The sequence below is a fragment of the Neisseria sp. P0009.S008 genome (genome assembly GCF_051958615.1).
GTDB lineage: Bacteria > Pseudomonadota > Gammaproteobacteria > Burkholderiales > Neisseriaceae > Neisseria > Neisseria subflava.
The window spans coordinates 249,866-271,406 of record NZ_JBQCVG010000001.1; the positions used below are offsets into that span (position 1 = coordinate 249,866).

The 21,541-nt window shown below is 48.7% G+C and carries 23 protein-coding genes, 1 tRNA gene and 2 pseudogenes; 12 read left to right on the plus strand and 14 right to left on the minus strand.

Annotation, left to right across the window (positions count from 1 at the left end):
- From ACTHSQ_RS01195 to ACTHSQ_RS01205, 3 genes are all read left to right on the plus strand, one after another.
- Positions 1-75: transfer RNA gene (locus ACTHSQ_RS01195), tRNA-Gln, on the plus strand.
- 178 nt (positions 76-253) lie between these two features.
- The gene (locus ACTHSQ_RS01200; RefSeq protein WP_101755247.1) at positions 254-1,237 is read left to right on the plus strand and encodes a ribose-phosphate pyrophosphokinase; all 984 of its coding nucleotides are present in this window, start codon (positions 254-256) and stop codon (positions 1,235-1,237) included.
- A 65-nt stretch (positions 1,238-1,302) separates the two neighbouring features.
- Positions 1,303-1,875, plus strand: coding sequence for a 50S ribosomal protein L25/general stress protein Ctc (locus ACTHSQ_RS01205; protein WP_004519902.1), 573 nt, complete (start codon positions 1,303-1,305; stop codon positions 1,873-1,875).
- 108 nt (positions 1,876-1,983) lie between these two features.
- On the opposite strand, the gene hscB is transcribed toward ACTHSQ_RS01205, so the two are convergent.
- Positions 1,984-2,484, minus strand: a complete 501-nt coding sequence (gene hscB / locus ACTHSQ_RS01210; RefSeq protein WP_440370983.1) for a Fe-S protein assembly co-chaperone HscB — start codon at positions 2,482-2,484, stop codon at positions 1,984-1,986.
- Positions 2,485-2,563: 79 nt separating this feature from the next.
- Between hscB and ACTHSQ_RS01215 the strand changes: the two are divergent.
- Positions 2,564-2,786: pseudogene (locus ACTHSQ_RS01215) on the plus strand (alternative ribosome-rescue factor A).
- Here ACTHSQ_RS01215 and iscA read toward each other — a convergent pair.
- The 7 genes and pseudogenes from iscA to iscR form a co-directional block, all read right to left on the minus strand.
- Positions 2,746-3,066 carry an iron-sulfur cluster assembly protein IscA gene (iscA, locus tag ACTHSQ_RS01220; protein ID WP_440370984.1) on the minus strand — a complete coding sequence of 107 codons (321 nt, stop codon included), beginning with the start codon at positions 3,064-3,066 and terminating at the stop codon, positions 2,746-2,748. The pseudogene ACTHSQ_RS01215 and the gene iscA overlap by 41 nt on opposite strands.
- 69 nt (positions 3,067-3,135) lie before the next feature.
- Positions 3,136-3,377: pseudogene (locus ACTHSQ_RS01225) on the minus strand (recombinase RecA).
- A gap of 258 nt (positions 3,378-3,635) precedes the next feature.
- Positions 3,636-4,022 (minus strand): Fe-S cluster assembly scaffold IscU, encoded by a 387-nt coding sequence (gene iscU / locus ACTHSQ_RS01230; RefSeq protein WP_003674559.1) that lies wholly within the window; start codon positions 4,020-4,022, stop codon positions 3,636-3,638.
- Between the two features lie 68 nt (positions 4,023-4,090).
- Positions 4,091-4,219 (minus strand): hypothetical protein, encoded by a 129-nt coding sequence (locus ACTHSQ_RS01235; RefSeq protein WP_440370985.1) that lies wholly within the window; start codon positions 4,217-4,219, stop codon positions 4,091-4,093.
- Between the two features lie 114 nt (positions 4,220-4,333).
- The gene (locus ACTHSQ_RS01240; protein WP_440370986.1) at positions 4,334-4,942 is read right to left on the minus strand and encodes a hypothetical protein; all 609 of its coding nucleotides are present in this window, start codon (positions 4,940-4,942) and stop codon (positions 4,334-4,336) included.
- Between the two features lie 76 nt (positions 4,943-5,018).
- Positions 5,019-6,233: an IscS subfamily cysteine desulfurase gene (locus ACTHSQ_RS01245; protein WP_440370987.1), complete on the minus strand. Its 1,215-nt coding sequence runs from the start codon at positions 6,231-6,233 to the stop codon at positions 5,019-5,021.
- A gap of 51 nt (positions 6,234-6,284) precedes the next feature.
- Positions 6,285-6,731, minus strand: coding sequence for a Fe-S cluster assembly transcriptional regulator IscR (gene iscR, locus ACTHSQ_RS01250; protein ID WP_003680774.1), 447 nt, complete (start codon positions 6,729-6,731; stop codon positions 6,285-6,287).
- Between the two features lie 360 nt (positions 6,732-7,091).
- Here iscR and ACTHSQ_RS01255 point away from each other — a divergent pair, with 360 nt between their 5' ends.
- Entirely contained in the window at positions 7,092-8,264 is a 1,173-nt protein-coding gene (locus ACTHSQ_RS01255; RefSeq protein ID WP_440370988.1) for an alpha-hydroxy acid oxidase, read from the plus strand.
- Between the two features lie 60 nt (positions 8,265-8,324).
- Here the strand turns inward: ACTHSQ_RS01255 and dsbD are convergent, their stop codons facing one another.
- Positions 8,325-10,130: a protein-disulfide reductase DsbD gene (dsbD, locus tag ACTHSQ_RS01260; RefSeq protein ID WP_440370989.1), complete on the minus strand. Its 1,806-nt coding sequence runs from the start codon at positions 10,128-10,130 to the stop codon at positions 8,325-8,327.
- A 217-nt stretch (positions 10,131-10,347) separates the two neighbouring features.
- A complete protein-coding gene (gene folE2, locus ACTHSQ_RS01265; protein ID WP_070461792.1) occupies positions 10,348-11,121 on the minus strand; it encodes a GTP cyclohydrolase FolE2 in 774 nt (257 codons plus the stop codon).
- Between the two features lie 178 nt (positions 11,122-11,299).
- On the opposite strand from folE2, the gene ACTHSQ_RS01270 reads away from it, so the two are divergent.
- The 4 genes from ACTHSQ_RS01270 to ACTHSQ_RS01285 all read left to right on the plus strand — a co-directional run bounded on the left by ACTHSQ_RS01270 (position 11,300) and on the right by ACTHSQ_RS01285 (position 14,937).
- The gene (locus tag ACTHSQ_RS01270) at positions 11,300-12,457 is read left to right on the plus strand and encodes a trans-sulfuration enzyme family protein (RefSeq protein WP_440370990.1); all 1,158 of its coding nucleotides are present in this window, start codon (positions 11,300-11,302) and stop codon (positions 12,455-12,457) included.
- A gap of 70 nt (positions 12,458-12,527) precedes the next feature.
- Entirely contained in the window at positions 12,528-12,971 is a 444-nt protein-coding gene (locus tag ACTHSQ_RS01275) for an META domain-containing protein (protein ID WP_440370991.1), read from the plus strand.
- A gap of 98 nt (positions 12,972-13,069) precedes the next feature.
- The gene (locus tag ACTHSQ_RS01280; protein WP_070608885.1) at positions 13,070-13,849 is read left to right on the plus strand and encodes a ferredoxin--NADP reductase; all 780 of its coding nucleotides are present in this window, start codon (positions 13,070-13,072) and stop codon (positions 13,847-13,849) included.
- A 77-nt stretch (positions 13,850-13,926) separates the two neighbouring features.
- Complete coding sequence (locus ACTHSQ_RS01285; protein WP_440370992.1) at positions 13,927-14,937, plus strand: adenosine deaminase; 1,011 nt, start codon at positions 13,927-13,929, stop codon at positions 14,935-14,937.
- Between the two features lie 46 nt (positions 14,938-14,983).
- Here ACTHSQ_RS01285 and bioB read toward each other — a convergent pair whose 3' ends face one another.
- Positions 14,984-16,036, minus strand: coding sequence for a biotin synthase BioB (gene bioB, locus ACTHSQ_RS01290; RefSeq protein ID WP_070461800.1), 1,053 nt, complete (start codon positions 16,034-16,036; stop codon positions 14,984-14,986).
- A gap of 217 nt (positions 16,037-16,253) precedes the next feature.
- Between bioB and miaA the strand changes: the two genes are divergently transcribed.
- Genes miaA through hpnC form a run of 3 tightly spaced genes read left to right on the plus strand, consistent with a single transcriptional unit; the run spans position 16,254 to position 18,790 of the window.
- Positions 16,254-17,195 (plus strand): tRNA (adenosine(37)-N6)-dimethylallyltransferase MiaA, encoded by a 942-nt coding sequence (gene miaA, locus ACTHSQ_RS01295; RefSeq protein ID WP_440370993.1) that lies wholly within the window; start codon positions 16,254-16,256, stop codon positions 17,193-17,195.
- Between the two features lie 3 nt (positions 17,196-17,198).
- Complete coding sequence (gene tadA / locus ACTHSQ_RS01300; protein WP_440370994.1) at positions 17,199-17,921, plus strand: tRNA adenosine(34) deaminase TadA; 723 nt, start codon at positions 17,199-17,201, stop codon at positions 17,919-17,921.
- 53 nt (positions 17,922-17,974) lie between these two features.
- On the plus strand, positions 17,975-18,790 hold the full coding sequence (gene hpnC / locus ACTHSQ_RS01305; RefSeq protein ID WP_440370995.1) for a squalene synthase HpnC: 816 nt from the start codon (positions 17,975-17,977) through the stop codon (positions 18,788-18,790).
- A 48-nt stretch (positions 18,791-18,838) separates the two neighbouring features.
- Here the strand turns inward: hpnC and htpX are convergent, their stop codons facing one another.
- The 3 genes from htpX to ACTHSQ_RS01320 all read right to left on the minus strand — a co-directional run bounded on the left by htpX (position 18,839) and on the right by ACTHSQ_RS01320 (position 21,508).
- Positions 18,839-19,678, minus strand: a complete 840-nt coding sequence (gene htpX, locus ACTHSQ_RS01310; protein ID WP_440370996.1) for a protease HtpX — start codon at positions 19,676-19,678, stop codon at positions 18,839-18,841.
- A gap of 192 nt (positions 19,679-19,870) precedes the next feature.
- Positions 19,871-20,779, minus strand: a complete 909-nt coding sequence (gene hemF, locus ACTHSQ_RS01315) for an oxygen-dependent coproporphyrinogen oxidase (protein WP_308887467.1) — start codon at positions 20,777-20,779, stop codon at positions 19,871-19,873.
- Between the two features lie 195 nt (positions 20,780-20,974).
- The gene (locus ACTHSQ_RS01320) at positions 20,975-21,508 is read right to left on the minus strand and encodes a C40 family peptidase (RefSeq protein ID WP_250590047.1); all 534 of its coding nucleotides are present in this window, start codon (positions 21,506-21,508) and stop codon (positions 20,975-20,977) included.
- Between the last annotated feature and the right edge of the window lie 33 nt (positions 21,509-21,541).

The following is a 21,541-nucleotide window of genomic DNA, read 5'->3' on the forward strand; positions in this document are numbered from 1 at the left end:
GGGGAGTCGTCAAGCGGTTAAGACACTGGATTTTGATTCCAGCATGCGAAGGTTCGAATCCTTCCTCCCCAGCCAAATAAAAGCGTGTAAGTTTTCTTACACGCTTTTTTACGCTAAGAGCAAAATAACGCTGAAAAACTTTTTTTTTACCCGTCTTTACGAGTATAATCGCATAAATTAGTGTCTTAGACATAGGGCAAAGGGAAGCGTAATGTTTTCTGAGCGTAAATCGAATTTAGAATCAGGTGAAGATATGGCCGCTTATGACAGTTTAATGGTGTTTACCGGTAATGCAAATCCGGAATTGGCGCAACGTGTTGTCAAACATTTGGATATTTCACTCGGTGAAGCCACCGTTTCCAAATTCTCTGATGGCGAAGTAGCCATTGAATTGTTGGAAAATGTGCGTGGTCGCGATGTGTTTATTTTGCAACCTACCTGCGCGCCAACCAATGACAACCTGATGGAAATTTTGACTATGGCCGATGCACTCAAACGTGCTTCTGCCGGTCGTATTACTGCCGCGATTCCTTACTTTGGTTATGCGCGTCAGGATCGCCGTCCCCGCTCTGTCCGTGTGCCGATTTCTGCAAAATTAGTGGCAAATATGTTGTACTCAGCCGGTATTGACCGCGTATTGACTGTTGACTTGCATGCCGATCAAATTCAAGGTTTCTTCGATATTCCGGTAGATAATATTTATGCTACCCCGATTTTATTGAACGATATTAAACAACAACGTATCGACAATCTGACTGTTGTCAGCCCTGACATTGGTGGCGTTGTACGCGCACGTGCTGTTGCTAAATCTTTAAATGCTGATTTGGCCATTATCGACAAACGTCGTCCTAAAGCCAACGTGGCTGAAGTGATGAACATTATTGGCGATATTCAAGGCCGTACTTGCTTGATCGTAGATGATATGATCGATACGGCAAATACTTTGTGTAAAGCAGCCGTCGCCCTGAAAGAGCGCGGTGCAGATCGTGTACTGGCATACGCCAGCCATGCAGTATTCTCCGGCGAAGCAGTTAATCGAATTGCTTCTTCCGAAATTGACCAAGTAGTTGTGACAGATACGATTCCGTTGTCTGAAGCAGCTAAAAAATGTGAACGTATCCGTCAAGTTACCATTGCCGGTTTGCTGGCTGAAACGGTACGCCGTATCAGCAATGAAGAATCCGTCTCATATCTTTTCAATGAAGATGTGATGACTGGCGGCATGTTGCTGCCATAACCCGATGTCGTCTTAAGCTGGTCGCGGCCGATGACGACGATTTTATCTAAATTGGAGTATTAAACATGACTTACGAAATTCAAGCCTCTGTTCGCGAAGCCCAAGGCACTGGTGCGAGCCGCCGCCTGCGTCGCGAAGGCCAAATCCCTGGCATCCTGTACGGTGAAGGTCAAGAGCCTGTTGCTATCGCTGTAGACCACAAAACTGTATTCTACGCATTGGAAAAAGAATCTTTCCATACTGCTTTGATTAAACTGTCTTTGAACGGTGAAACTAAAGACGTTATCGTGCGTGACTTCCAAATGCACCCATTCCGTCGTGAAGTTCAACACATCGACTTCCAAGCTGTAAAAGCTGATCAACCTGTACGTATCCGCGTTCCTCTGCACATTGTTAACGCTGAAAACTCTCAAGCTGTTAAACTGCAAGGTGGCCGCGTATCTCTGTTGAACACTTCTGTTGAAGTAGTTGCTTTGCCTGCAAACATTCCTGCTTTCTTGGAACTGGATTGTGCATCAGTAGTTGCCGGTGACATTCTGCACTTGTCAGACATCAAATTGCCAGAAGGTGTTGAAAGCGTTTCTCTGAAACGTAACGAAAACTTGGCTGTTGCTACTGTTACCGGTAAGAAACGCTAATAGGTAGTTAACATAAGAAAACCGTATCAGATTTATCTGATACGGTTTTTGTTTTGCATATAAAATTATTTGCTATAAAACTTGGGTAAACGTAACAGTATATGTACTTTATAAGATTGAAGCAATTTCATTGCGAAGTTTATTAAGAAAGCGGCCATGTCGTACCCATTGTGCGGCCGATTCATAATCCTGTTGTTCAAATGCTTGTTGCAAATCTTGATATAGGTCGCTTTGTACTTCTTGGATTTCTTGATCCAGCGCTCGGATGGCATCATGGTTTTGTTCCATTTGTGCATCCATTAATGTTTCTCGCCATTCCATCTGCTGCATGAGGAATTCTGGTGAAAACGAAGTGTGTTCAGGTGCATCAGCATCGATATTTTGGCTTTTCAAGAGATAAGCAGCCCGATCAATAGGGCTTTTTAATGTGCGGTAGGCATCATTAATTGTAGAAGACATCATGACGGCTTGTTTTTGCTCAAAAGCTGAGGCGGAAGCAAATTTATCGGGATGAAAACGGGCAGCTAAAGCCCGATAGGTCTGTTCGAGTGCTTCGGTATCAATATTGAAAGATGGCTCAAGCTGGAAGAGGTTGAAGTATTGAGACATGATATTAAAGGAAAAAATCTAAAGAAGAAGATTATTTTACGATATAATCCAGAAACTGTTTATACAAAAGGAAAACAATATGACCGGTAAGGTGCAACACAATAAAGGCAAGATACGAGACAATGCCTTAAAAGCTTTAGTCAAATCTAATTTGTTCCGACACAAAGTAGAACGAAAAAGAAAAGGCAAGGGTAGCTATAATAGGCAAGAAGCCAAAAAATGGCGGGATGGTTTTGATACTTTCCCGCCATTTTTTATATTTTAAACGTGGAAACTCTCGCCACAGCCGCAGGACTCTTTAACGTTTGGGTTTTCAAATTTGAAACCTTCCTGCAAACCTTCTTTGGTGTAATCAACTTGCGTGCCGTCAAGATAAACCAAGCTTTTCGGGTCGATATAAACGCGCGCGCCGTGTTCTTCAAAAATCAGGTCATCCTCGTTCACTTCATCGACAAATTCCAGGTTGTATGCCATGCCTGAGCAGCCACTGGTTTTCACACCCAAGCGCACACCCAACCCTTTGCCGCGTTTGGTCAGGTAGTTGTTGATGTGTTTGGCTGCGTTTTCTGTGATAGTAATCATGCTTTTTTCCTCATTTCGCAATCATTTTCTGTTTTGCCTGCTTTTTTATTTCAGACGGCCTCTTGACTCTCAGGCCGTCTGAAAACGCTGTTTTGCCCACTCTGTTGCAGCGGCAATGGCAGCTTTTGCCTGCAGACTGTTTTTCCAACAGGTCGAGCCGGTCAATTGTGCGCCCTGTTCCAAAATATCGTCCAAATCGCCGCCAGCTTGGCAACATCATCCAACCCCATTTGCTGCAAACGCTGTAATATGGTTTTACCTATGCCTTTGACAGCAAGTAGGGATTGGACTTCTTTATCGGTAAAGGGCATATCGTCTTCTTTGATTTTGCAGGTGTAACGACTGAATATAAGCAGCAGCTTATTGCCCTCTCCCTAACCCTCTCCCGCAGGGAGAGGGGATAGATTGGTAGGTGGTCCCAAACTTGGTACAACTTCAAAACGATTAAGTTTCTGTATACTTGGTTTTGCCCCACAAAAGAAGAGAGGAATAAACCACCAGATTTGCTTTTCTCGAAGACTTGCCAGGAATCTTGGGAGCACCTGCCGACAAAGGTTCGCTGAATCCGGTTATTTGTTTTCCTGACGTTTGCGATAGTCGGCAACGGCTGCTTTTACCGCATCTTCAGCCAAGATAGAACAGTGGATTTTCACGGGTGGCAATTCCAACTCTTCGGCAATTTCGCTGTTTTTAATTGCCAGCGCGTCATCCAAGCTTTTGCCTTTAACCCACTCGGTAATCAGGCTGGAAGATGCGATGGCAGAACCGCAACCGTAAGTTTTGAATTTTGCATCTTCGATAATACCCTCATCGTTTACTTTGATTTGCAGACGCATTACGTCACCGCAGGCCGGTGCGCCGACCATGCCGGTACCGACAGATTCGTCGTTTTTGTCGAAAGTACCAACGTTGCGGGGGTTTTCGTAGTGGTCGATTACTTTATCGCTGTATGCCATGATGTGGTTTCCTTTGTGTTTTTAGTGGTGTAAATGGTTTGTTTACGAATATTCAGACGGCCTGAAGTTTAGATTTTGCACGCGCCGCCTTCGCAGCCGTCGTCGTTTTCCGAATCAATGCCGCCTTCCACGGTAACGCCGTCAAAATCTTCGAGCAGGTTGTCGAGATTATCGAGGTCGAGCTCTTGTTCGTCCATGGGCTTGTATCCTTAATTTGAAGATTGTAGTTTTTAGGTCGTCTGAAAAGGTTTTTTTAAGGTTTCAGACATCCTTTTTAATGTCTAAGTTGATTGCCTATTACAGTTGTTTTATCAGCCATTTATAAAGGCACATTCTAAAATTGTTTGGGGTTTTCCGTTAATATTAATCGGTTTTAGTTTTGCTTGCAGGGTTTCGTATTCTTCTAAAATCAAACTGTATTTTCGAACAGGACGATATTTTCCTTTTAACACCTTGCGTGCCTGTTCCAAAGGTACATCCAACAACAAACGGGTGTAGCTGTAACCTGCGGTTTCTAATTGGAATGTCTGGCTGATATGAACCACAGGCAAGCCATAGTAAGTACCGCTGAGTTTCAAACGGGTTTGATCAAGAATGAACAGTTCTCCATCTTCACTAAATTCCGCGCGGTGCAAAGTCATCGGCGGGTGCGCAAGATCACGGTAAGCCTTTGGCAGCTGGACTCTATTGGGGTGATTCAAACGCAGGTTTTGATATTTAGAGTCTTTATCGCTCCAGTTATCGCTTACATCACTAAATGGTTCCAACAGGTTTTCCAAACGCTTATCGAATTGGCAGCCGTTTTCAAATGATTTGAATATAGTTGACCAATCGGCTTGTGTCTGTGCTGAAACCAGCGGGGCCGAGCATAGAATCAGACAAGAAAGTAAGTGGCGTATTTTATTTTTTATTATCGTCATTTTTAGTATTTTTCTTGATGAGGTCGTCTGAAAAGGTAAAGGTCTTTTGAATTTTTCAGACGACCTTTTCTCTTGATTAATGCGCCGCCCATTCAATCGAGTTCAAATCGATACCCTCTTTAAACATTTCCCACAGCGGAGACAGTTCGCGCAGTTTGCCGATTTTGGATTTAATCAGTTCTGCTGCGAATTGGACTTCTTCTTCGGTGGTCATGCGGCCGAAGGTGATGCGTAGGGATGAGTGCGCCAGTTCGTCGTTACGGCCGAGCGCGCGCAGGACGTAGCTGGGTTCGAGCGAGGCGGAGGTGCAGGCGGAGCCGCTGGATACGGCGAGTTCTTTCACTGCCATAATCAGGCTTTCACCTTCGACGAAGTTGAAGCTGACGTTCAGGTTGTTTGGAGCACGGTGTTCAAGGTCGCCGTTGATGTAGACTTCTTCGATGCCTTCAATACCTTTGAGGAAGATATCGCGCAGTTTGCGGTAGTGCGCCATGTCTTGCTCGAGTTCTTCTTTGGCAATGCGGAAAGCTTCGCCCATGCCGACGATTTGGTGGGTCGGCAGGGTGCCGCTGCGGAAGCCGCGTTCGTGGCCGCCGCCGTGCATTTGGGCTTCGAGGCGGACGCGGGGTTTGCGGCGGACGTACAGTGCGCCGATGCCTTTTGGGCCGTACACTTTGTGGCCGGACATGGACAGCAGGTCGATTTTGGCGGCTTCTACGTCAACGGGCACTTTGCCGCAGGCTTGGGCGGCATCGACGTGGAAGATGATTTTGCGTTCGCGGCAGATTGCGCCGATGGCGGGAATGTCTTGCACCACGCCGATTTCGTTGTTCACCCACATTACGGAAATCAAAATGGTGTCGTCGCGGATGGCGGCTTTGAGTTCTTCCAAATCAATCAAACCGTTTTCCTGCACGCCGAGATAGGTTACTTCGAAACCTTGGCGTTCGAGTTCGCGCATGGTGTCGAGCACGGCTTTGTGCTCGGTTTTTACGGTGATGAGGTGGTTGCCTTTGGATTTGTAGAAGTGAGCCGCGCCTTTGATGGCGAGGTTATTGGATTCGGTCGCGCCGCTGGTGAAGACGATTTCTTTGGGATCGGCGTTAATCAGGGCGGCGATGTCGGCGCGGGCTTTTTCGACGGCTTCTTCCGCTGTCCAGCCGAATGCGTGGCTGTTGGAAGCGGGGTTACCGAAGGTTTCGGTCAGATAGGGAATCATTTTTTCGGCAACGCGTTTGTCAACGGGGGTGGTGGCGGCGTAGTCGAGATAAACGGGGGTTTTGACGGTCATGGTTTGCTCTTTCGTTTGGTCATCTGCCTGCGGTCTTTGCCGCAAGTCGGTTTAATGAATGTGTGTAAAGGTAACGACATGACTGCTGTCGCTGCAGTTTTTTTGTTCAATGATGCTTTGCAGCGTAACGCCGCTGAGGTAATCATTGATGGTTTTGTTTAAGTTTTCCCAAAGGTCGTGGGTCAGGCAGGGGGCGCCGTGGTTGCAGTTTGCTTTGCTGCCGCACTGCGTGGCATCCAGTCGGTCTTCGGCTGCGGAGATGATTTGTGCAATATTGATTTGCTCGGCGGGAGCGGCAAGGATGTAGCCTCCGCCGGGGCCGCGTAGGCTTTCAACCAATCCGGCACGGCGCAGTTTGCTGAATAATTGTTCGAGGTAGGAAAGCGATATGCTTTGTCGTTCGCTGATGGCACTGAGTTTGACAGCGCCGGTTTGCGCGTTCATCGCCAAATCTATCATGGCGGTTACTGCAAATCGCCCTTTGGTAGTCAGTCTCATGGTGTGGTTGCCTGTGTGGGGCGTTTTTATTAGTGAGGGGATTGTCTAATATCTGAGTGTTTCAGTCAAGTATGTGGCGGCTCAGTTTGATTGTTTGTTTAAATGGTGGCATTGGCTGATTTTTAAATCGGAAAATATTTTCTTTATTTTTCTGTAATTTGGATTTAAGGCCGTCTGAAAAAAGGCTATCAACCCTACAAATATCAGGGTTAAAATGTTTTGATTTAATATTGATAGTGATATAGATTATCAAAATTATTCTTAAAATTTAGTTGTTTTGATGGAGTAAAATAATGAGGTGTTTGAAATGTTCAGACGGCCTTGAATCATCCATCTTTACCTTAACAGAGGCAATCGACCATGAAATCTGATTTAAGCAAAATAACCTGTATCGAAGACTTGCGCCTTGTTGCCAAACGTAAAATGCCGCGTATGTTTTATGACTATATTGACTCAGGCTCTTGGACGGAAACCACTTATCGTGAAAATACTTCGGATTTTAAAGACATCCGTTTTCGTCAAAAAGTATTGGTTGATATGGAAGGACGCAGCCTTGAGACTAAAATGATCGGTCAGGATGTGAAAATGCCGGTGGCGATTGCGCCGACCGGTTTCACGGGCATGGCACACGCTGACGGCGAAATCTTGGCGGCACGTGCGGCTGAAAAATTCGGTATCCCGTTTACGCTGTCAACCATGTCCATTTGTTCGATTGAAGATGTGGCTGAAAACACCAGCTCGCCGTTTTGGTTTCAGCTTTATGTGATGCGCGACCGCGAGTTTATGGAGAATCTGATTAAGCGTGCGAAGGATGCTAATTGTTCGGCTTTGGTATTGACTGCCGATTTGCAGATTTTGGGTCAGCGCCATAAAGACATTAAAAACGGCCTGTCTGCGCCGCCGAAACCGACCATTGCCAATTTGATCAATTTGGCGACCAAACCGGAATGGTGCATGAAAATGCTGAATACGGAACGCCGCACCTTCCGCAATATCGTCGGTCATGCGAAAAATGTGGGCGATTTGTCTTCGCTGTCTTCATGGACTTCCGAACAATTCGACCCGCGCCTGAGCTGGGACGATGTGGCGCGCATTAAAGATTTGTGGGGTGGCAAGCTGATTATTAAAGGCATTATGGAACCTGAAGACGCGGAAAAAGCAGTGAAAAGCGGCGCGGACGCATTGGTCGTTTCCAATCATGGCGGCCGTCAGCTTGACGATACTGTGTCTGCCATTAAGGCTTTGCCTGATGTGGTCAGCGCGGTGGGCAGTGACATCGAGGTTTGGATGGACAGCGGTATCCGCAGCGGTCAGGATATTTTGAAGGCTTGGGCTTTGGGTGCAAAAGGTACGATGATTGGCCGGGCGTTTCTGTATGGTTTGGGTGCGTATGGTGAAGAAGGCGTAACTCGTGCGCTGGAAATCCTGTATAAAGAAATGGATATTTCCATGGCGTTTACCGGTCATCGCAATATTCAAGATGTGGATTCCAGCATTTTGCGTTCTACGCGTTGGCATCAAGATGAATTTTAATTGTCGAACATAAAAAAGGCCGTCTGAAAAACTGTTTTCAGACGGCCTTTTTATAGACGGCTATTTCTCGTTTTTGCGATACCATTCGATGAAGGCATCGGGTTTGACAAATCCTAATAAGGCTTCGCTATGACTGCCGTCGGCGCGGACAACAAATACGCCCGGAGGGCCGAAGAGGCCGTATTCTTTCAGTAAGGCCTGATGGTCGGGAGTGTTGGCGGTCACGTCGATTTGGAAAAAGCGCTGCATATCGACTGCTTCGTGTACCTGTGGTTGGTTGAGTGTGTAGGCGGCCATTTCTTTGCAGGATACGCACCAGTCGGCGTAGAAATCAATCAGCACGGGCTTGCTTGGATCAGCTTTCAAAGCGGCGTCCATAGCGGCTTTGAGTTCGCCGACATCGGTAAACATCTTGCCGTGGTCGGTTTCTTGTCCGGCTTCGGATGGCGGAACCAGCGTTAAGAAGTGGTGCAGGGCGGTGGTTTGTTTATTAAAGCTTTGCCAGCCAAACCATGAGCCACCAATCAGCAGTAAAAAGCCCAATACGGCGGCAACTGTTTTCAGACGGCCTTTTTGTTTGCCGGATTTCGCCAAAAGCATAAGGGCGGGAACAATCATCAGCAAGGTGTAGAGGCCGACTACTGCGAAATAAGGCAGATGCGGTGTGGCAAGATATACGGCAACGGCCAGTAAGATGAAGCCGAATGCGTATTTGATGCCGTTCATCCAGTCGCCTGCTTTAGGCAGGATATGGCCGCCGAATGTGCCGATGATGATGAGCGGCACGCCGGTGCCGAGTGCTAATACATAAAGTGCAAGGCCGCCCAATACGGCATCGCCGGTCTGGCCGATATAGCCCAAGGCAAATGCCAGCGGAGGCGCAACGCAAGGGCCGACAATCAGGGCGGACAAAATACCCATGATGAAGACGGAAATGATTTTGCCGCCGGAGAGTTTATTGCTTTGGTTTTGGAAATAGGATTGGACTGAGTTTGGCAGCTGGATATTGAAGAGGCCGAACATGGACATCGCCAGTACCACCATCAACGCAGCGGCGGCAAGTACGACCCAAGGCTGTTGTAGCCATACGGTCAACAGCGCGCCTGTCAAACCGGCAATCACGCCAACCAAGGTATAGGTTAATGCCAAACCTTGTACATACACCATCGACAAGGTGAACGCGCGGCCTTTGCCGGCTTTTTTATCGCCTACGACAATGCTGGAAACAATCGGCAGGAGCGGATACATACAGGCTGTAAAGCTTAAGCCTAAACCTGCGACAAAAAACGCCAACAGGTTGGCGTTTAAAGTATCCCAAGAGAGCTTGAAGCGGCTGCTGTCGGGATTGTTTGTACTGGGTTGCGTGGGCATTTGGCCGTCTGAAGAGGCGGACGGTTGCAAAAAGCGGTCTTTGGCAGAAACCGGCTCGTCGCTTTGCGGCTGGTAAACCCCGTTGCCTTTTACGTCAAACTCGGTGTCCACAGGCGGATAACACACACCCACTTCGGCACAGCCTTGATAAGTCAGCGTCAGTTTGTATTGCGGCGCGGCTTGTTTGTAAGGCAGGTCAACCTGTGCAGTATGGTGGTAAACCGTTTGTTTGCCGAAGAATTCGTCTTCTTTTTCTTCGCCTTTGCTGAATTTGGGTTCGCCCAAGACTTTATCAGGATTGGTCGCTGCAACGATTTTAGACTGGTACATATAGTAGCCGTCAGCGATTTTGAACTGCACGCTGATGCCTTGATCGGTTACATTGACTTGAGGCACAAAGGCTTGCTCTGGAGGCAGCAAATCATTGGCATCTACTGCGAATGCGAAGCTGCTCAAGCCTAAAAATGCAATGAGGAAATAAAGGAATTTTTTCATAGTATCTACGAAGATGCCGTTGAGGAACCGTCATTATAAATGATGGACAAAACAAGCGGCTTAATTTATGTTAAATATTGCGAGAGAAATCTAATGCTTTTGAATTATATCGAAATAGGGTTGCCCATATATGACCGATAGTCTCATGTTATCGTTCAATCTATGCAAAGGCCGTCTGAAACTTTCAGACGGCCTTTGTTTCTATTCGGCTCGGCTTTTAAGGATAAGCGATATAAGCGTAAGCGGAATGGTTGTGTATCGATTCGAAGTTTTCGCTTTCAACAACAAACGATTCAATGCGTTTGTCGGCAATCAGCGCAGTGGCTACATCGCGAACCATATCTTCGACAAACTTCGGATTTTCGTATGCTTTTTCCGTTACATACTTCTCGTCAGGGCGTTTGAGCAAACCGTAGAGCTGGCAGCTTGCTTGCGCTTCGACGTAATCGATAATTTCTTCAATGCCTACATCCGCGTTTGCTATCAGGCTGACGGTTACATGCGAACGTTGGTTGTGCGCGCCGTATTGGGAAATTTCTTTGGAACACGGACACAATGAAGTAACCGGAACCATTACTTTCAGATTGTGGCTGTATGTACCGTTTTTGATTTCGCCGGTCAGGGTGACATCATAGTCAAGCAGCGATTGGATGCCGGAAACAGGCGCACTTTTCTTGCGGAAAAACGGGAAGGAAACGCTGATTTTGCCGGAATGCGAATCCAACAGGGCAACCATATCGGCGGTCAGCTTGTGCAGCGTATCGAAATCCAAAGCATCGGTTTGTTTTTCCATCAGGGCGACAAAGCGCGACATATGCGTGCCTTTTTGGTCGGCAGGCAGGAAAACCGTCATGGTCAGGCGGGCGACGGTGGATTGTTCGCCTTCTTTGCTTTTGAGGGAGATTGGAAAGCGCAGGTCTTTGATGCCGACCTGATTAATCGGCAGGTTGCGTAAATCGCGGCTGGATTGCACGTCTGCAATGGCGTTCATGCGTGGTATGTCCTTCATGATAGGATTGTTGAGATGCGTGTGGAGGGAATCGGCTCGTGTCGGCCGATTTGCAAATGCGAGATTATATCACTTGCTTTATCCGCCTGCATTGATTGTTTCTATTTTTCAGATAGTGATAAAATCTTCGATTATTCACATCTACATAGGCAGGGACCAAATGAAATTCGCCACGAAAGCCATTCATTCCAGCTACGATTGCGACGAACACAACCGTGCGCTGATGCCGCCGATTTATCAAAACAGTATGTTCGCGTTGCACGAGATTGGCGAAAATGTGCCTTACCGCTACTCGCGCCTGAGCAACCCAACCCGTCAGGTATTGGAAGATACCGTTGCCGATTTGGAGCACGGTGCGGCCGGCTTTGCCTTTTCCAGCGGTATGGCGGGGATTGATGCCGTGTGGCGTACTTTCCTGTGCCCGGGCGATACCATTGTTGCCGTCGCCGATATTTACGGCGGTGCTTATGATTTATTGGTTGATGTTTATCAAAAATGGGGTGTGAACGTTGTTTTTGCCGATTTGGGCAATCCGGATAATCTGGACGAGCTGCTCAAAGCGCACAATGTCAAATTGGTTTGGCTGGAAACGCCGTCCAATCCGCTTTTGCGCTTGGTAGACATTAAAGTCCTCGCAGCGAAAGCCAAAGCAGCCGGTGCGCTGGTCGGCATCGACAACACCTTTGCCACGCCGTATCTGCAACAGCCGTTGGATATGGGTTGTGATTTTGTGTTCCATTCCGCTACCAAATATTTGTGCGGCCATTCCGACGTATTGATGGGCGTAGTCGTTGCCAAAACCAAAGAGCTGGCGCAGCCTTTGCATGACATGATGGTGCATACCGGCGCGATTGCAGGCCCGATGGATTGCTGGCTGGTGTTGCGTGGTATCAAAACGCTGGCTCTGCGCATGAACGCCCATTGCCAAAACGCACTCGAAATCGCGCGCCGTTTGGAAGCCCATCCTGCCATTGAAAAAGTGTTCTATCCCGGCCTGCCGTCGCACGAACATTACGAACTCGCCCAAGCACAAATGCCCAAAGGCATCGGCGGCGTGGTGACGGTTTATCTCAAAAACGACACGCGTGAAGCAGCCAATGGCGTGATTAAAAACATGAAACTGGTCAAAATGGCCTCCAGCCTCGGCGGCGTGGAAAGTCTGGTCAACCATTGCTATTCCCAATCCCACAGCGGCGTGCCGCATGATGTGAAAATGGAAATGGGCATCAAAGTCGGCTTGCTGCGTTTCTCTGTCGGTATTGAAGACGTTGACGATATTTGGAACGATATTTCCAAAGCATTGGATACGACTTTGTAAATAAGGCTCAAAGGCCGTCTGAAGGTGAATCGTTTTTCAGACGGCCTTTAGCAATAACCAAGGAATAGATATGAAAACATTATTCGGTGCATTGATGGGTATGGTGGTTTTGGCAGCTTGTACATCTCCTTCAGTATCTCAGCCTGAACAAGCCTCTAAAGCGCAGGTGCAAACTCAACAAACTGCGCAACCTACTTTAGCCGCCAAATGGCGTGTTGTCGCTTTCAATAAATTCACCGAAAAAGATTTGGCCGGTACTGATGCCTATCTGGATTTGAGCGAGATGCCTAAGGCGTATGGCAAGATGGGGTGTAACGGTATGATGTTTCAAGCCAATACGATTGGTTCGGACAAAATTGATTTTGGCCATATTGCGGTAAGCATGATGCTGTGTGAAAACATGAAGCTGGAAGATGCGTTTTTGCGCAAACAAAGCGTGTGGAACTATCGTTTTGACGGTAACGATTTGATTTTAGAACAAAAAGGCATCAGTATCCGTTTGCGCCGTGAATAATCTTAAAGGCCGTCTGAAAATAAATATTTCAGACGGCCTTTTGAATCTTTATAATAAGCCCTATTTGAAACTGATACCGAATATCAAGGAAACCTATTATGGCAGCTTCTCCAGAAGCCAAGTTTACCGAAGAAAAAGTCTTGTGGATCAAACACCATACGCCTAAGCTGATGACTTTTGCCATCAGCCGTCCCGAGTCCTATCGTTTTTCGGCAGGGCAGTTTTCCCGTCTCGGCTTCCGTGACGGCGAGGGCTTTATTTGGCGCGCGTATTCTGTCGTATCTGCCGAATACGCCGATACGCTTGAGTATTTCGCGGTGTTAATCGAAGGCGGCCCGATGTCGGCGCGTTTTGCCGCGATGAAAGAGGGCGACACTATTTTGCTGGATAAAACGGCTACCGGTTTCCTCTTGCCCGAGCGTTTCCCCGACGGAAAAGATTTGGTCATGCTCTGCACGGGTTCCGGCATTGCGCCTTTCCTCTCCATTATCGAGCAGCCTGAAATCTGGCAGCGTTTCGACCGTTTGGTTTTGGCGCATTCCGTCTCTTACGCCGACGAGTTGATTTTCAACCAACGCCTTGCCGATTTGAAAGAGCATCCGCTGATTGAGGAATATTTCCATAAATTCACTTTTGTTCCGGTTACCACGCGTGAGGAAACAGAAGGTGCATTGAGCGGCAAACGGATTCCCGAATTGCTGAAGAATGGCGGCCTGGAAGAAAAAGTCGGCTTCAAGTTTACCAAGGCTGATACGCGCTTTATGGTTTGCGGCAATCCGGCAATGGTCAAAGACACTTTCCAAGCCCTAATGGATTTGGGCTACGCCATGCACCGCAACCGCATCCCCGGCGAAATCATGATGGAAAATGGTTTTTAACAGATAAATGGTCAAAGGCCGTCTGAAAGTTTCAGACGGCCTTCAATATTAAATATAAACCGAAAATCAGAGAAAATATGAATATCAAACAATTTATCCAAGCCCTGCCCAAAGCCGAGCTGCACGTCCATATCGAAGGGACGTTCGAGCCGGAGTTGATGTTTGAAATCGCCAAGCGCAACCACATAGCGATTCCTTATGAGAATGTCGATGCGGTACGGCAGGCTTATGATTTTCACAATTTGCAGTCGTTTTTGGATATTTATTATGCCGGTGCCGGCGTATTGTTGCACGAGGCGGATTTTTACGATTTGACCCACGCGTATCTTGAGCGTTGCCGCGAAGACAATGTCGTGCATACGGAAATATTTTTCGATCCGCAAATCCATACTGCGCGTGGCGTGGCGTTTGAAACCGTGATGAACGGCATTGTTCGCGCCTGCCGTGAAGCCGGGCAGCAATGGGGCATAAGTACGTGTTTGATTATGTGTTTTTTGCGTCATTTGTCGGAAGAAAGCGCATTTGAAACCTTAAATCAGGCTTTGCCTTATAAAGAACACATCATCGGCGTAGGCTTGGATTCGAGCGAACTGGGGCATCCGCCGTCCAAGTTTGAGCGCGTGTTTGCGCAGGCGCGGGCGGAGGGTTTGTTGACGGTGGCGCATGCCGGAGAAGAAGGCCCACCGGAATATGTTTACGAGGCTTTGGACTTGCTGCATGTCCGCCGTATCGATCATGGCGTACGGGCGGAAGAAGATGAGGCATTGATGGCGCGTTTGATTGCAGAGCAAATGCCGTTGACCGTTTGCCCGTTGAGCAATTTGAAATTAAAAGTGTTCCCTGAAATGGCAAAACACAATTTGCGCCGTATGTTGCAACGCGGCGTGTTGGTAACCGTCAATTCCGATGATCCGGCGTATTTCGGCGGCTATATGAACCGCAATTTTGAAGCGCTTGCCGAGGCTTTAGATTTGAGTGCGGAAGAAATCAAAACCTTGTGCGCCAATTCGTTCCGCGCTTCGTTTTTGAGCGAGGCGGAAAAGGAAGAGTGGATACGGAAGATTGAAAGTTTTAATGTTGAATCATGATAAAAGGCCGTCTGAAAAAGTTTCAGACGGCCTTTTATGATGGCGGTTAATAGTCTACTTTGATTTTGGGCGTTTCCTGCGCGGCTTTGTATTCCTCTTCCAATTCAAAGCGCAGTGGATACAAATTCAATTTTTCCATCAGCAGGCGGTCGCCGTCTTCGTCCGGATTGCCCGTGGTCAGCAGCTTGTCGCCGTAGAAAATCGAGTTTGCGCCAGCCATGAAACACATGGCCTGCATGGATTCCGGCATATTGCTGCGGCCTGCGGACAGGCGGACGTAGCTCTCGGGCATAGTAATCCGCGCCACAGCGATGGTGCGGACAAATTCCGTCCAGTCCAAATCTTCGGCATCGGCCAGCGGCGTTCCTTCTACTTTAACCAACTGGTTGATCGGCACGCTTTCGGGCTGAGGGTCGAGGTTGGCAAGGCTGGCAATCAGGCCTGCACGTTCGGCGCGGGTTTCGTTCATGCCGACGATGCCGCCGCAGCAGACTTTTAAACCAGCATTGCGGACTTTGCCCAAAGTATCCATGCGGTCTTCGTGTTTTCGCGTGTGAATGATGTCGTTGTAACGCTCGGGGTCGGTGTCGAGGTTGTGGTTGTAGTAGTCCAAACCGGCTTTTTTGAAGTCTTCAGCCATGCCGTCTTCGAGCATGCCGAAGGTGCCGCACACTTCCATGCCCAAGCCTTTCACCGCGCTGATGATTTCGGAAACGACAGCCACGTCTTTGGGTTTGGGGCCGCGCCATGCTGCGCCCATACAGAAACGGCTGGCGCCGCGCGATTGGGCAATTTTGGCTTTTTCGACGATTTCGTCCACGTCCATCATCTGCTCTTTGCCCAGATTGGTGTTGTGGTGTGCCGATTGCGGGCAGTAGGCGCAGTCTTCGGGACAGCCGCCGGTTTTGATGGAGAGCAGGGTGGAAAGTTGGATTTCGCGCGGGTTGAAGTTTTGGCGGTGGATTTCGGCGGCTTGGAAAACGAGGTCGAGGAAAGGCAGTCCAAACAAAGCCTCGACATCGCATTTTTTCCAATAACGCGCAGTCGGATGCGGCTTGCGCTCGGTTTGACGGCGCAAGGCTACGGGAGATACGGTCATAGTGTGTTCTTTCGTGTTTACAGCGACGCAGTGTCGCTGACGGCTTGACTGCCGGCGCAATGACGGCAGCAGCAGGTTTGAAATCAATATAAAAGGCCGTCTGAAACGGCGCAGCAAGTGTAACGCTTTTGATAATGTAGAGCAAATGTTTCAGACGGCCTGAAATATGGTTTGCCCGGGTTTGCTATAATCGCATTTTTAATTTTTCCGTTTTCTTATGAACGCGCCCAAAGCCTTCGCCGTACTCGGCCCGACCGCCGGCGGTAAAACCGCACTGGCCTTAAATATTGCCCAATCGTTGCCGGTGGAAATCATCAGTTTGGATTCCGCGCTGGTGTATCGCGGCATGGACATCGGTACGGCCAAGCCGACTGCCGAAGAGCTTGCCGCCGTACCGCATCATTTGATTGATATTATCTCGCCGCTGGAAAGTTACAGCGCGGCGGATTTTGTCGGTGATTGCGTGCGCTTGGTGAACGAAATCCATGCGCGTGGACGCTATCCGTTGATTGTCGGCGGCACGATGATGTATTTCCACGCGCTGACGGAAGGTTTGAACGATTTGCCCAGTGCGGATGCGGCGGTGCGCGCACAACTTCAGGCGGAAAAGAATGAACGCGGTCTGGCAGGCCTGTATCGCCGTTTGCAGGAAGTTGACCCGATGACGGCAGGCCGTCTGAAAGCCAATGACAGCCAGCGTATTGAACGCGCTTTGGAAGTCTATCTTCTGACCTGCAAGCCTTTGAGCGAACATTTCACAGAGCAGAAGCAGGCCGCGCCTTTATTGGATTTATGCACGGTTGCCCTGATTCCCGAAGACCGTCATTTGTTACACCGACAAATCGAAAAACGCTTTTTAAATATGCTGGAACACGGTTTCCTCGATGAAATGCACGCTTTACGTCGCGATTATCCGCAACTGCATGCCGATATGCCGTCTATGCGCTGCGTGGGCTACCGTCAGGCTTGGGATTATCTCGAAGGCGAAACCGATTATGACACCTTTGTCGAAAAAGGCATTGTCGCCACGCGCCAGCTTGCCAAACGCCAGTTGACCTGGTTGCGAAAAATTCCTTTGGCGCACACGTTAGATCCTTACGCAGACAGCGATTATGTTCAGACGGCCTTGGCCTTGGCGCGTCAGCATTTTCAGGAATAATCCATGCTGACCACGCCACCACTTGCCCCTAAAACATTGTCCACACTAAAAGAATTGGGTATTCGTACACTGGAAGATTTACAGGAAATCGGCGCAGTCCGCGCATTTCTATTGCTGAAAGCGTCGGGTTTGACCGTAACCAAAAGCACCTTATGGCAACTGGATGCGCTGGTTTTAGGTGTGGATGTCCGGCATATTTCCGAGGAGAGAAAGACGGAACTGGGCGAGGCTTTGAAAAACCATCCGCCTGTTGCCGTTTTCCCTTCTCAAAGCGATATGGAAGCCTTTATGCGGCTGGCGATAGAACAGGCCAGACAATCGGCGGCATTGGGCGAAGTCCCCGTTGGCGCGGTCATCGTATATCAAGGCAAGGCAATCGCAGCGGCACACAATACCTGCATTGGCGACCACAATGTCAGCCACCATGCCGAAATCAACGCGCTTGCCGCCGCAGGTAAGGCTTTGCAAAACTACCGTTTGGAAGATTGCGACGTATACATCACATTAGAGCCTTGCTCCATGTGCGCATCTGCCTTGATACAGGCGCGGGTCGGGCGCGTGATTTATGGTGCGGCCGAAGCTAAAACCGGCGCGGCAGGCAGCGTGGTCGATTTATTTGCCGACAAACGTCTGAACAAGCATACCGCAATTTTGGGCGGCATATTGGCAGAAGAATGCCAAAGCGTATTGCAGGATTTCTTTGCAGCCAAACGTAAGGCCGTCTGAATTTCAGACAGCCTGTCAGCAAAAACACTTTATTTTAAATTTTCGGATTTCCCATGTCAGTCAATCATTACGAAAACTTCCCTGTCGGCTCCATTGTGCTGCCGCGCCGTTTGCGCAAGCCGGTTCACGCTGTTTACGCTTTTGCACGGACGGCGGACGATATTGCCGACGAAGGCAATGCCGAAGCAGCCGAACGCCTGCGCCAACTGGACGAACTGAAGGCAGAGTTAGACTGCATTGCACAAGGCGGGAAACCGCAAACGGCTTTGATGCAGCGTTTGTACAATGAAACGATTGAGCCGTTCCAATTGCCGTTGCAGCCGTTTTATGATTTGCTGGCGGCGTTCAGTCAGGATGTGGTCAAAACCCGTTATGAAAACTTTGGCGAATTGATTGCCTATTGCCGCTTGTCCGCCAATCCGGTGGGGCGCATTATGCTGCATTTGTACGGGCAAACCGATGAAGTGAGCATGGCGCAAAGCGACGGCATTTGCACTGCCTTGCAGCTAATTAATTTCTGGCAGGACGTGGCGGTAGATTGGCAGAAAGGGCGCGTGTACATCCCTCAGGAAGATTTGCAGAAGTTCAAAGTCAGCGAAGAACAGATTGCGGCCGGCAAAGCCGACTTTGCTTTTCAACGACTGATGGCGCACGAGTGCCAACGTGCCTTTCAAATGCTGAAGGCAGGCTCGCCGTTGGGCAAAACCCTCAAAGGACGAATCGGTTTTGAGTTGCGCATGATTATTGTCGGCGGCCAGTTGATTTTGCAGAAGCTGGACGGTTGCAAATATGATGTGTTTAACCAGCGGCCGTTGTTGGATAAGAAAGACTGGATGATTATCATCAAACGGGCTTTGATGAAGAAATAAAAAAGGCCGTCTGAAATGGATGTTTCAGACGGCCTTGATGTTTTTCGATTAGCGGTTTTTCAAACGGTTGATGCGGTTGTCCAAAGAAGGATGGGTGCTGAACCAAGAGTCTTTGGCTTCGCTGGCAATACCCATTGCGGTCATGGTTTGCGGCAGGTCGCTGGGGTTGCCTTTTAAGCGTTGTAGGGCAGCAATCATTTTCGGAGCGCCCACCAGTTTTGCAGCGCCCGCATCGGCGCGGTATTCGCGTTGGCGGCTGAACCACATCACAATAATGCTGGCAAGGAAGCCGAATACAACCTGCAAGACCATGCTGACCATGAAATATGTACCTTGCGAAGTGCTGCCGTCATTGTTGCGCGCCACCATGCTGGAAACGATACGCGCCAAGAAGACGACAAAAGTATTCACAATACCTTGAATCAGTGTCAGCGTTACCATATCGCCGTTGCCGACGTGCGCCATTTCATGCGCTAAAACGGCTTCGACTTCATCGCGGGTCATGTGGTCGAGCAGGCCGGTGCTGACAGCGACGAGCGAGCTGTTTTTGGTCGCGCCGGTTGCGAAAGCGTTAGGCTCGGGAGAGTTGTAAATCGCTACTTCCGGCGTTTTCAGATTCCATTGGCGGGCTTGCGCTTCAACAGTTGCCAACAGCCAAGCTTCTTCTTCGCTTTGGGGCTGGTCTATGACGACGGCGCCGACCGAATGTTTGGCGATGGTTTTCGACATCAGCAGGGAGACAATCGAGCCGCTGAAGCCGACGACTGCGGAGTAAGCCAACAGGCTGCCGACTTGGTCGGTACTGTTGATGCCCAAGATGGCCAAAATAACACGGATGACAACCAGAACTGCGATATTGGTTGCGATAAATAAGAAAATGCGTTTCACCGATTATTCCTTTTTAGTGTGGTTTGTGAGGTGATTTTTATATGGGCGCATTGTCTCAAAAACTCTATAGAGATGAAACAGCGCAATAGGCAAAGGTATGCAAATTCAAAGCAATTGAAGCAAAAGCCGTATGAAAAAGCAGTATTTATGATTAAAAACAGCCTTTCAGACGGCCTGTATTGCAAACAGATATTATTTTCCGAATTCTTTCAGCCAGTCTCGCGCTACCAAAAATTGATTTAATGCGGTTTCTGGAGAACCTTCCTCCGGCGCATATTGATACTCGAAGCGTACCAAAGGCGGCATGGACATCAAAATGCTTTCCGTACGGCCGCCGCTTTGCAGGCCGAACAGCGTACCTCTGTCCCAAACCAAGTTAAATTCCACATAGCGTCCGCGACGGTAGAGTTGGAAATCGCGTTCACGTTCTCCGTAAGGCGTATTTTTGCGTTTGGCCACAATCGGCAGATACGCTGCGATATAGCCTTCCCCGACTGCCTTGATAAAATTCAAGCAGGTATCGAAATCCCAGCGGTTTAAATCGTCAAAAAACAGGCCGCCCACACCGCGTGTTTCATTACGGTGTTTCAAATAGAAATATTCGTCACACCATTGTTTGAATTCAGGATAAACCGATTCGCCAAATGGCGCGCATACGTCCCGCGCCACTGTGTGCCAATGCACGATATCTTCTTCAAAAGGATAAAACGGCGTCAAATCAAAGCCGCCGCCAAACCACCAAACCAGCTCGGCATTTTCAGGATAGGCAATAAAAAAGCGCACATTGGCATGGCTGGTCGGGACATAAGGATTTTTCGGATGAATGACCAGCGACACGCCCATGGCTTCAAACGCCGCGCCTGCCAATTCCGGACGATGGGCCGTAGCAGAAGCCGGCATTTGGGTTCCCTTTACATGCGATAAATTCACACCTGCCTGCTCGAATACTGCGCCGTTTTTCAATACGCAGGTTTCGCCGATGCCCAGTTTCCCCGTCCATGCTTCATGCACAAATTTGGCTTCGCCATCTTCTTGCTCCAGCGCGGCGCAGATTTGGTTTTGCAGGGTTTTGAGGAGGGTTTGGACGGATTTTGTGTGCATGATATATCCTTGATGGTTTCGTACTTGCAAAATGACGGGGAAAAAATGATTTAAGCTTTTGAAACTAAGTGTTATCTTTCTATTGCTTTGTTATGGGTAAATTTTGCATGGGCGTATCTTGCAATCAAGCTTTACTCATCGGCAATAGATTGAAAGGTATTGATGATATTGCGATACCTTTCAGACGGCCTTGATTTATTCAGTAAAAAAAGTATGTGCGCCCAAATAGTTTTTGGCGTAGAACGGAGTGGAAAGTTTTTCGGTTTTGATGGTTTTACCGCTGCTGGGGGCGTGGATAAATTCGCCGTTGCCGATGTAGAGGCCGACATGGGAATATTTGTGTGCGCCGCCGGTATTGAAAAAGACAAGATCGCCGGCTCTTAATTTGCCGTCGGGAATTTTTCGGCTGGCAGCGGCCATATCGCGCGCAGTGCGTGGCAGATTGACGTTGAGGGCGTTTTTATAGACGAATTGGATCATGCCGCTGCAGTCAAAGCCTGTGGATGTGGTGCTGCCGCCCCATTTGTAGGGTGTGCCGATCAGGCCTAGGCTGTGAAGCATCAATTCCTGCGAACCTTGGGTGCGGTCGATATGGGAAATGCGGACAGGTTGGACTTTTCTGGCGGTTGTTTGCGGCTTGTGGGATTTGTGTTTGCCGGTAGTGCCGCAGGAGGCCAACAATAGGCTGGCGGTACAAACAAATAGGGTTTTGCAGATGAGTCGAGACATGGTAAATTCCTCCGGCCGCATGATTTCTGTTTT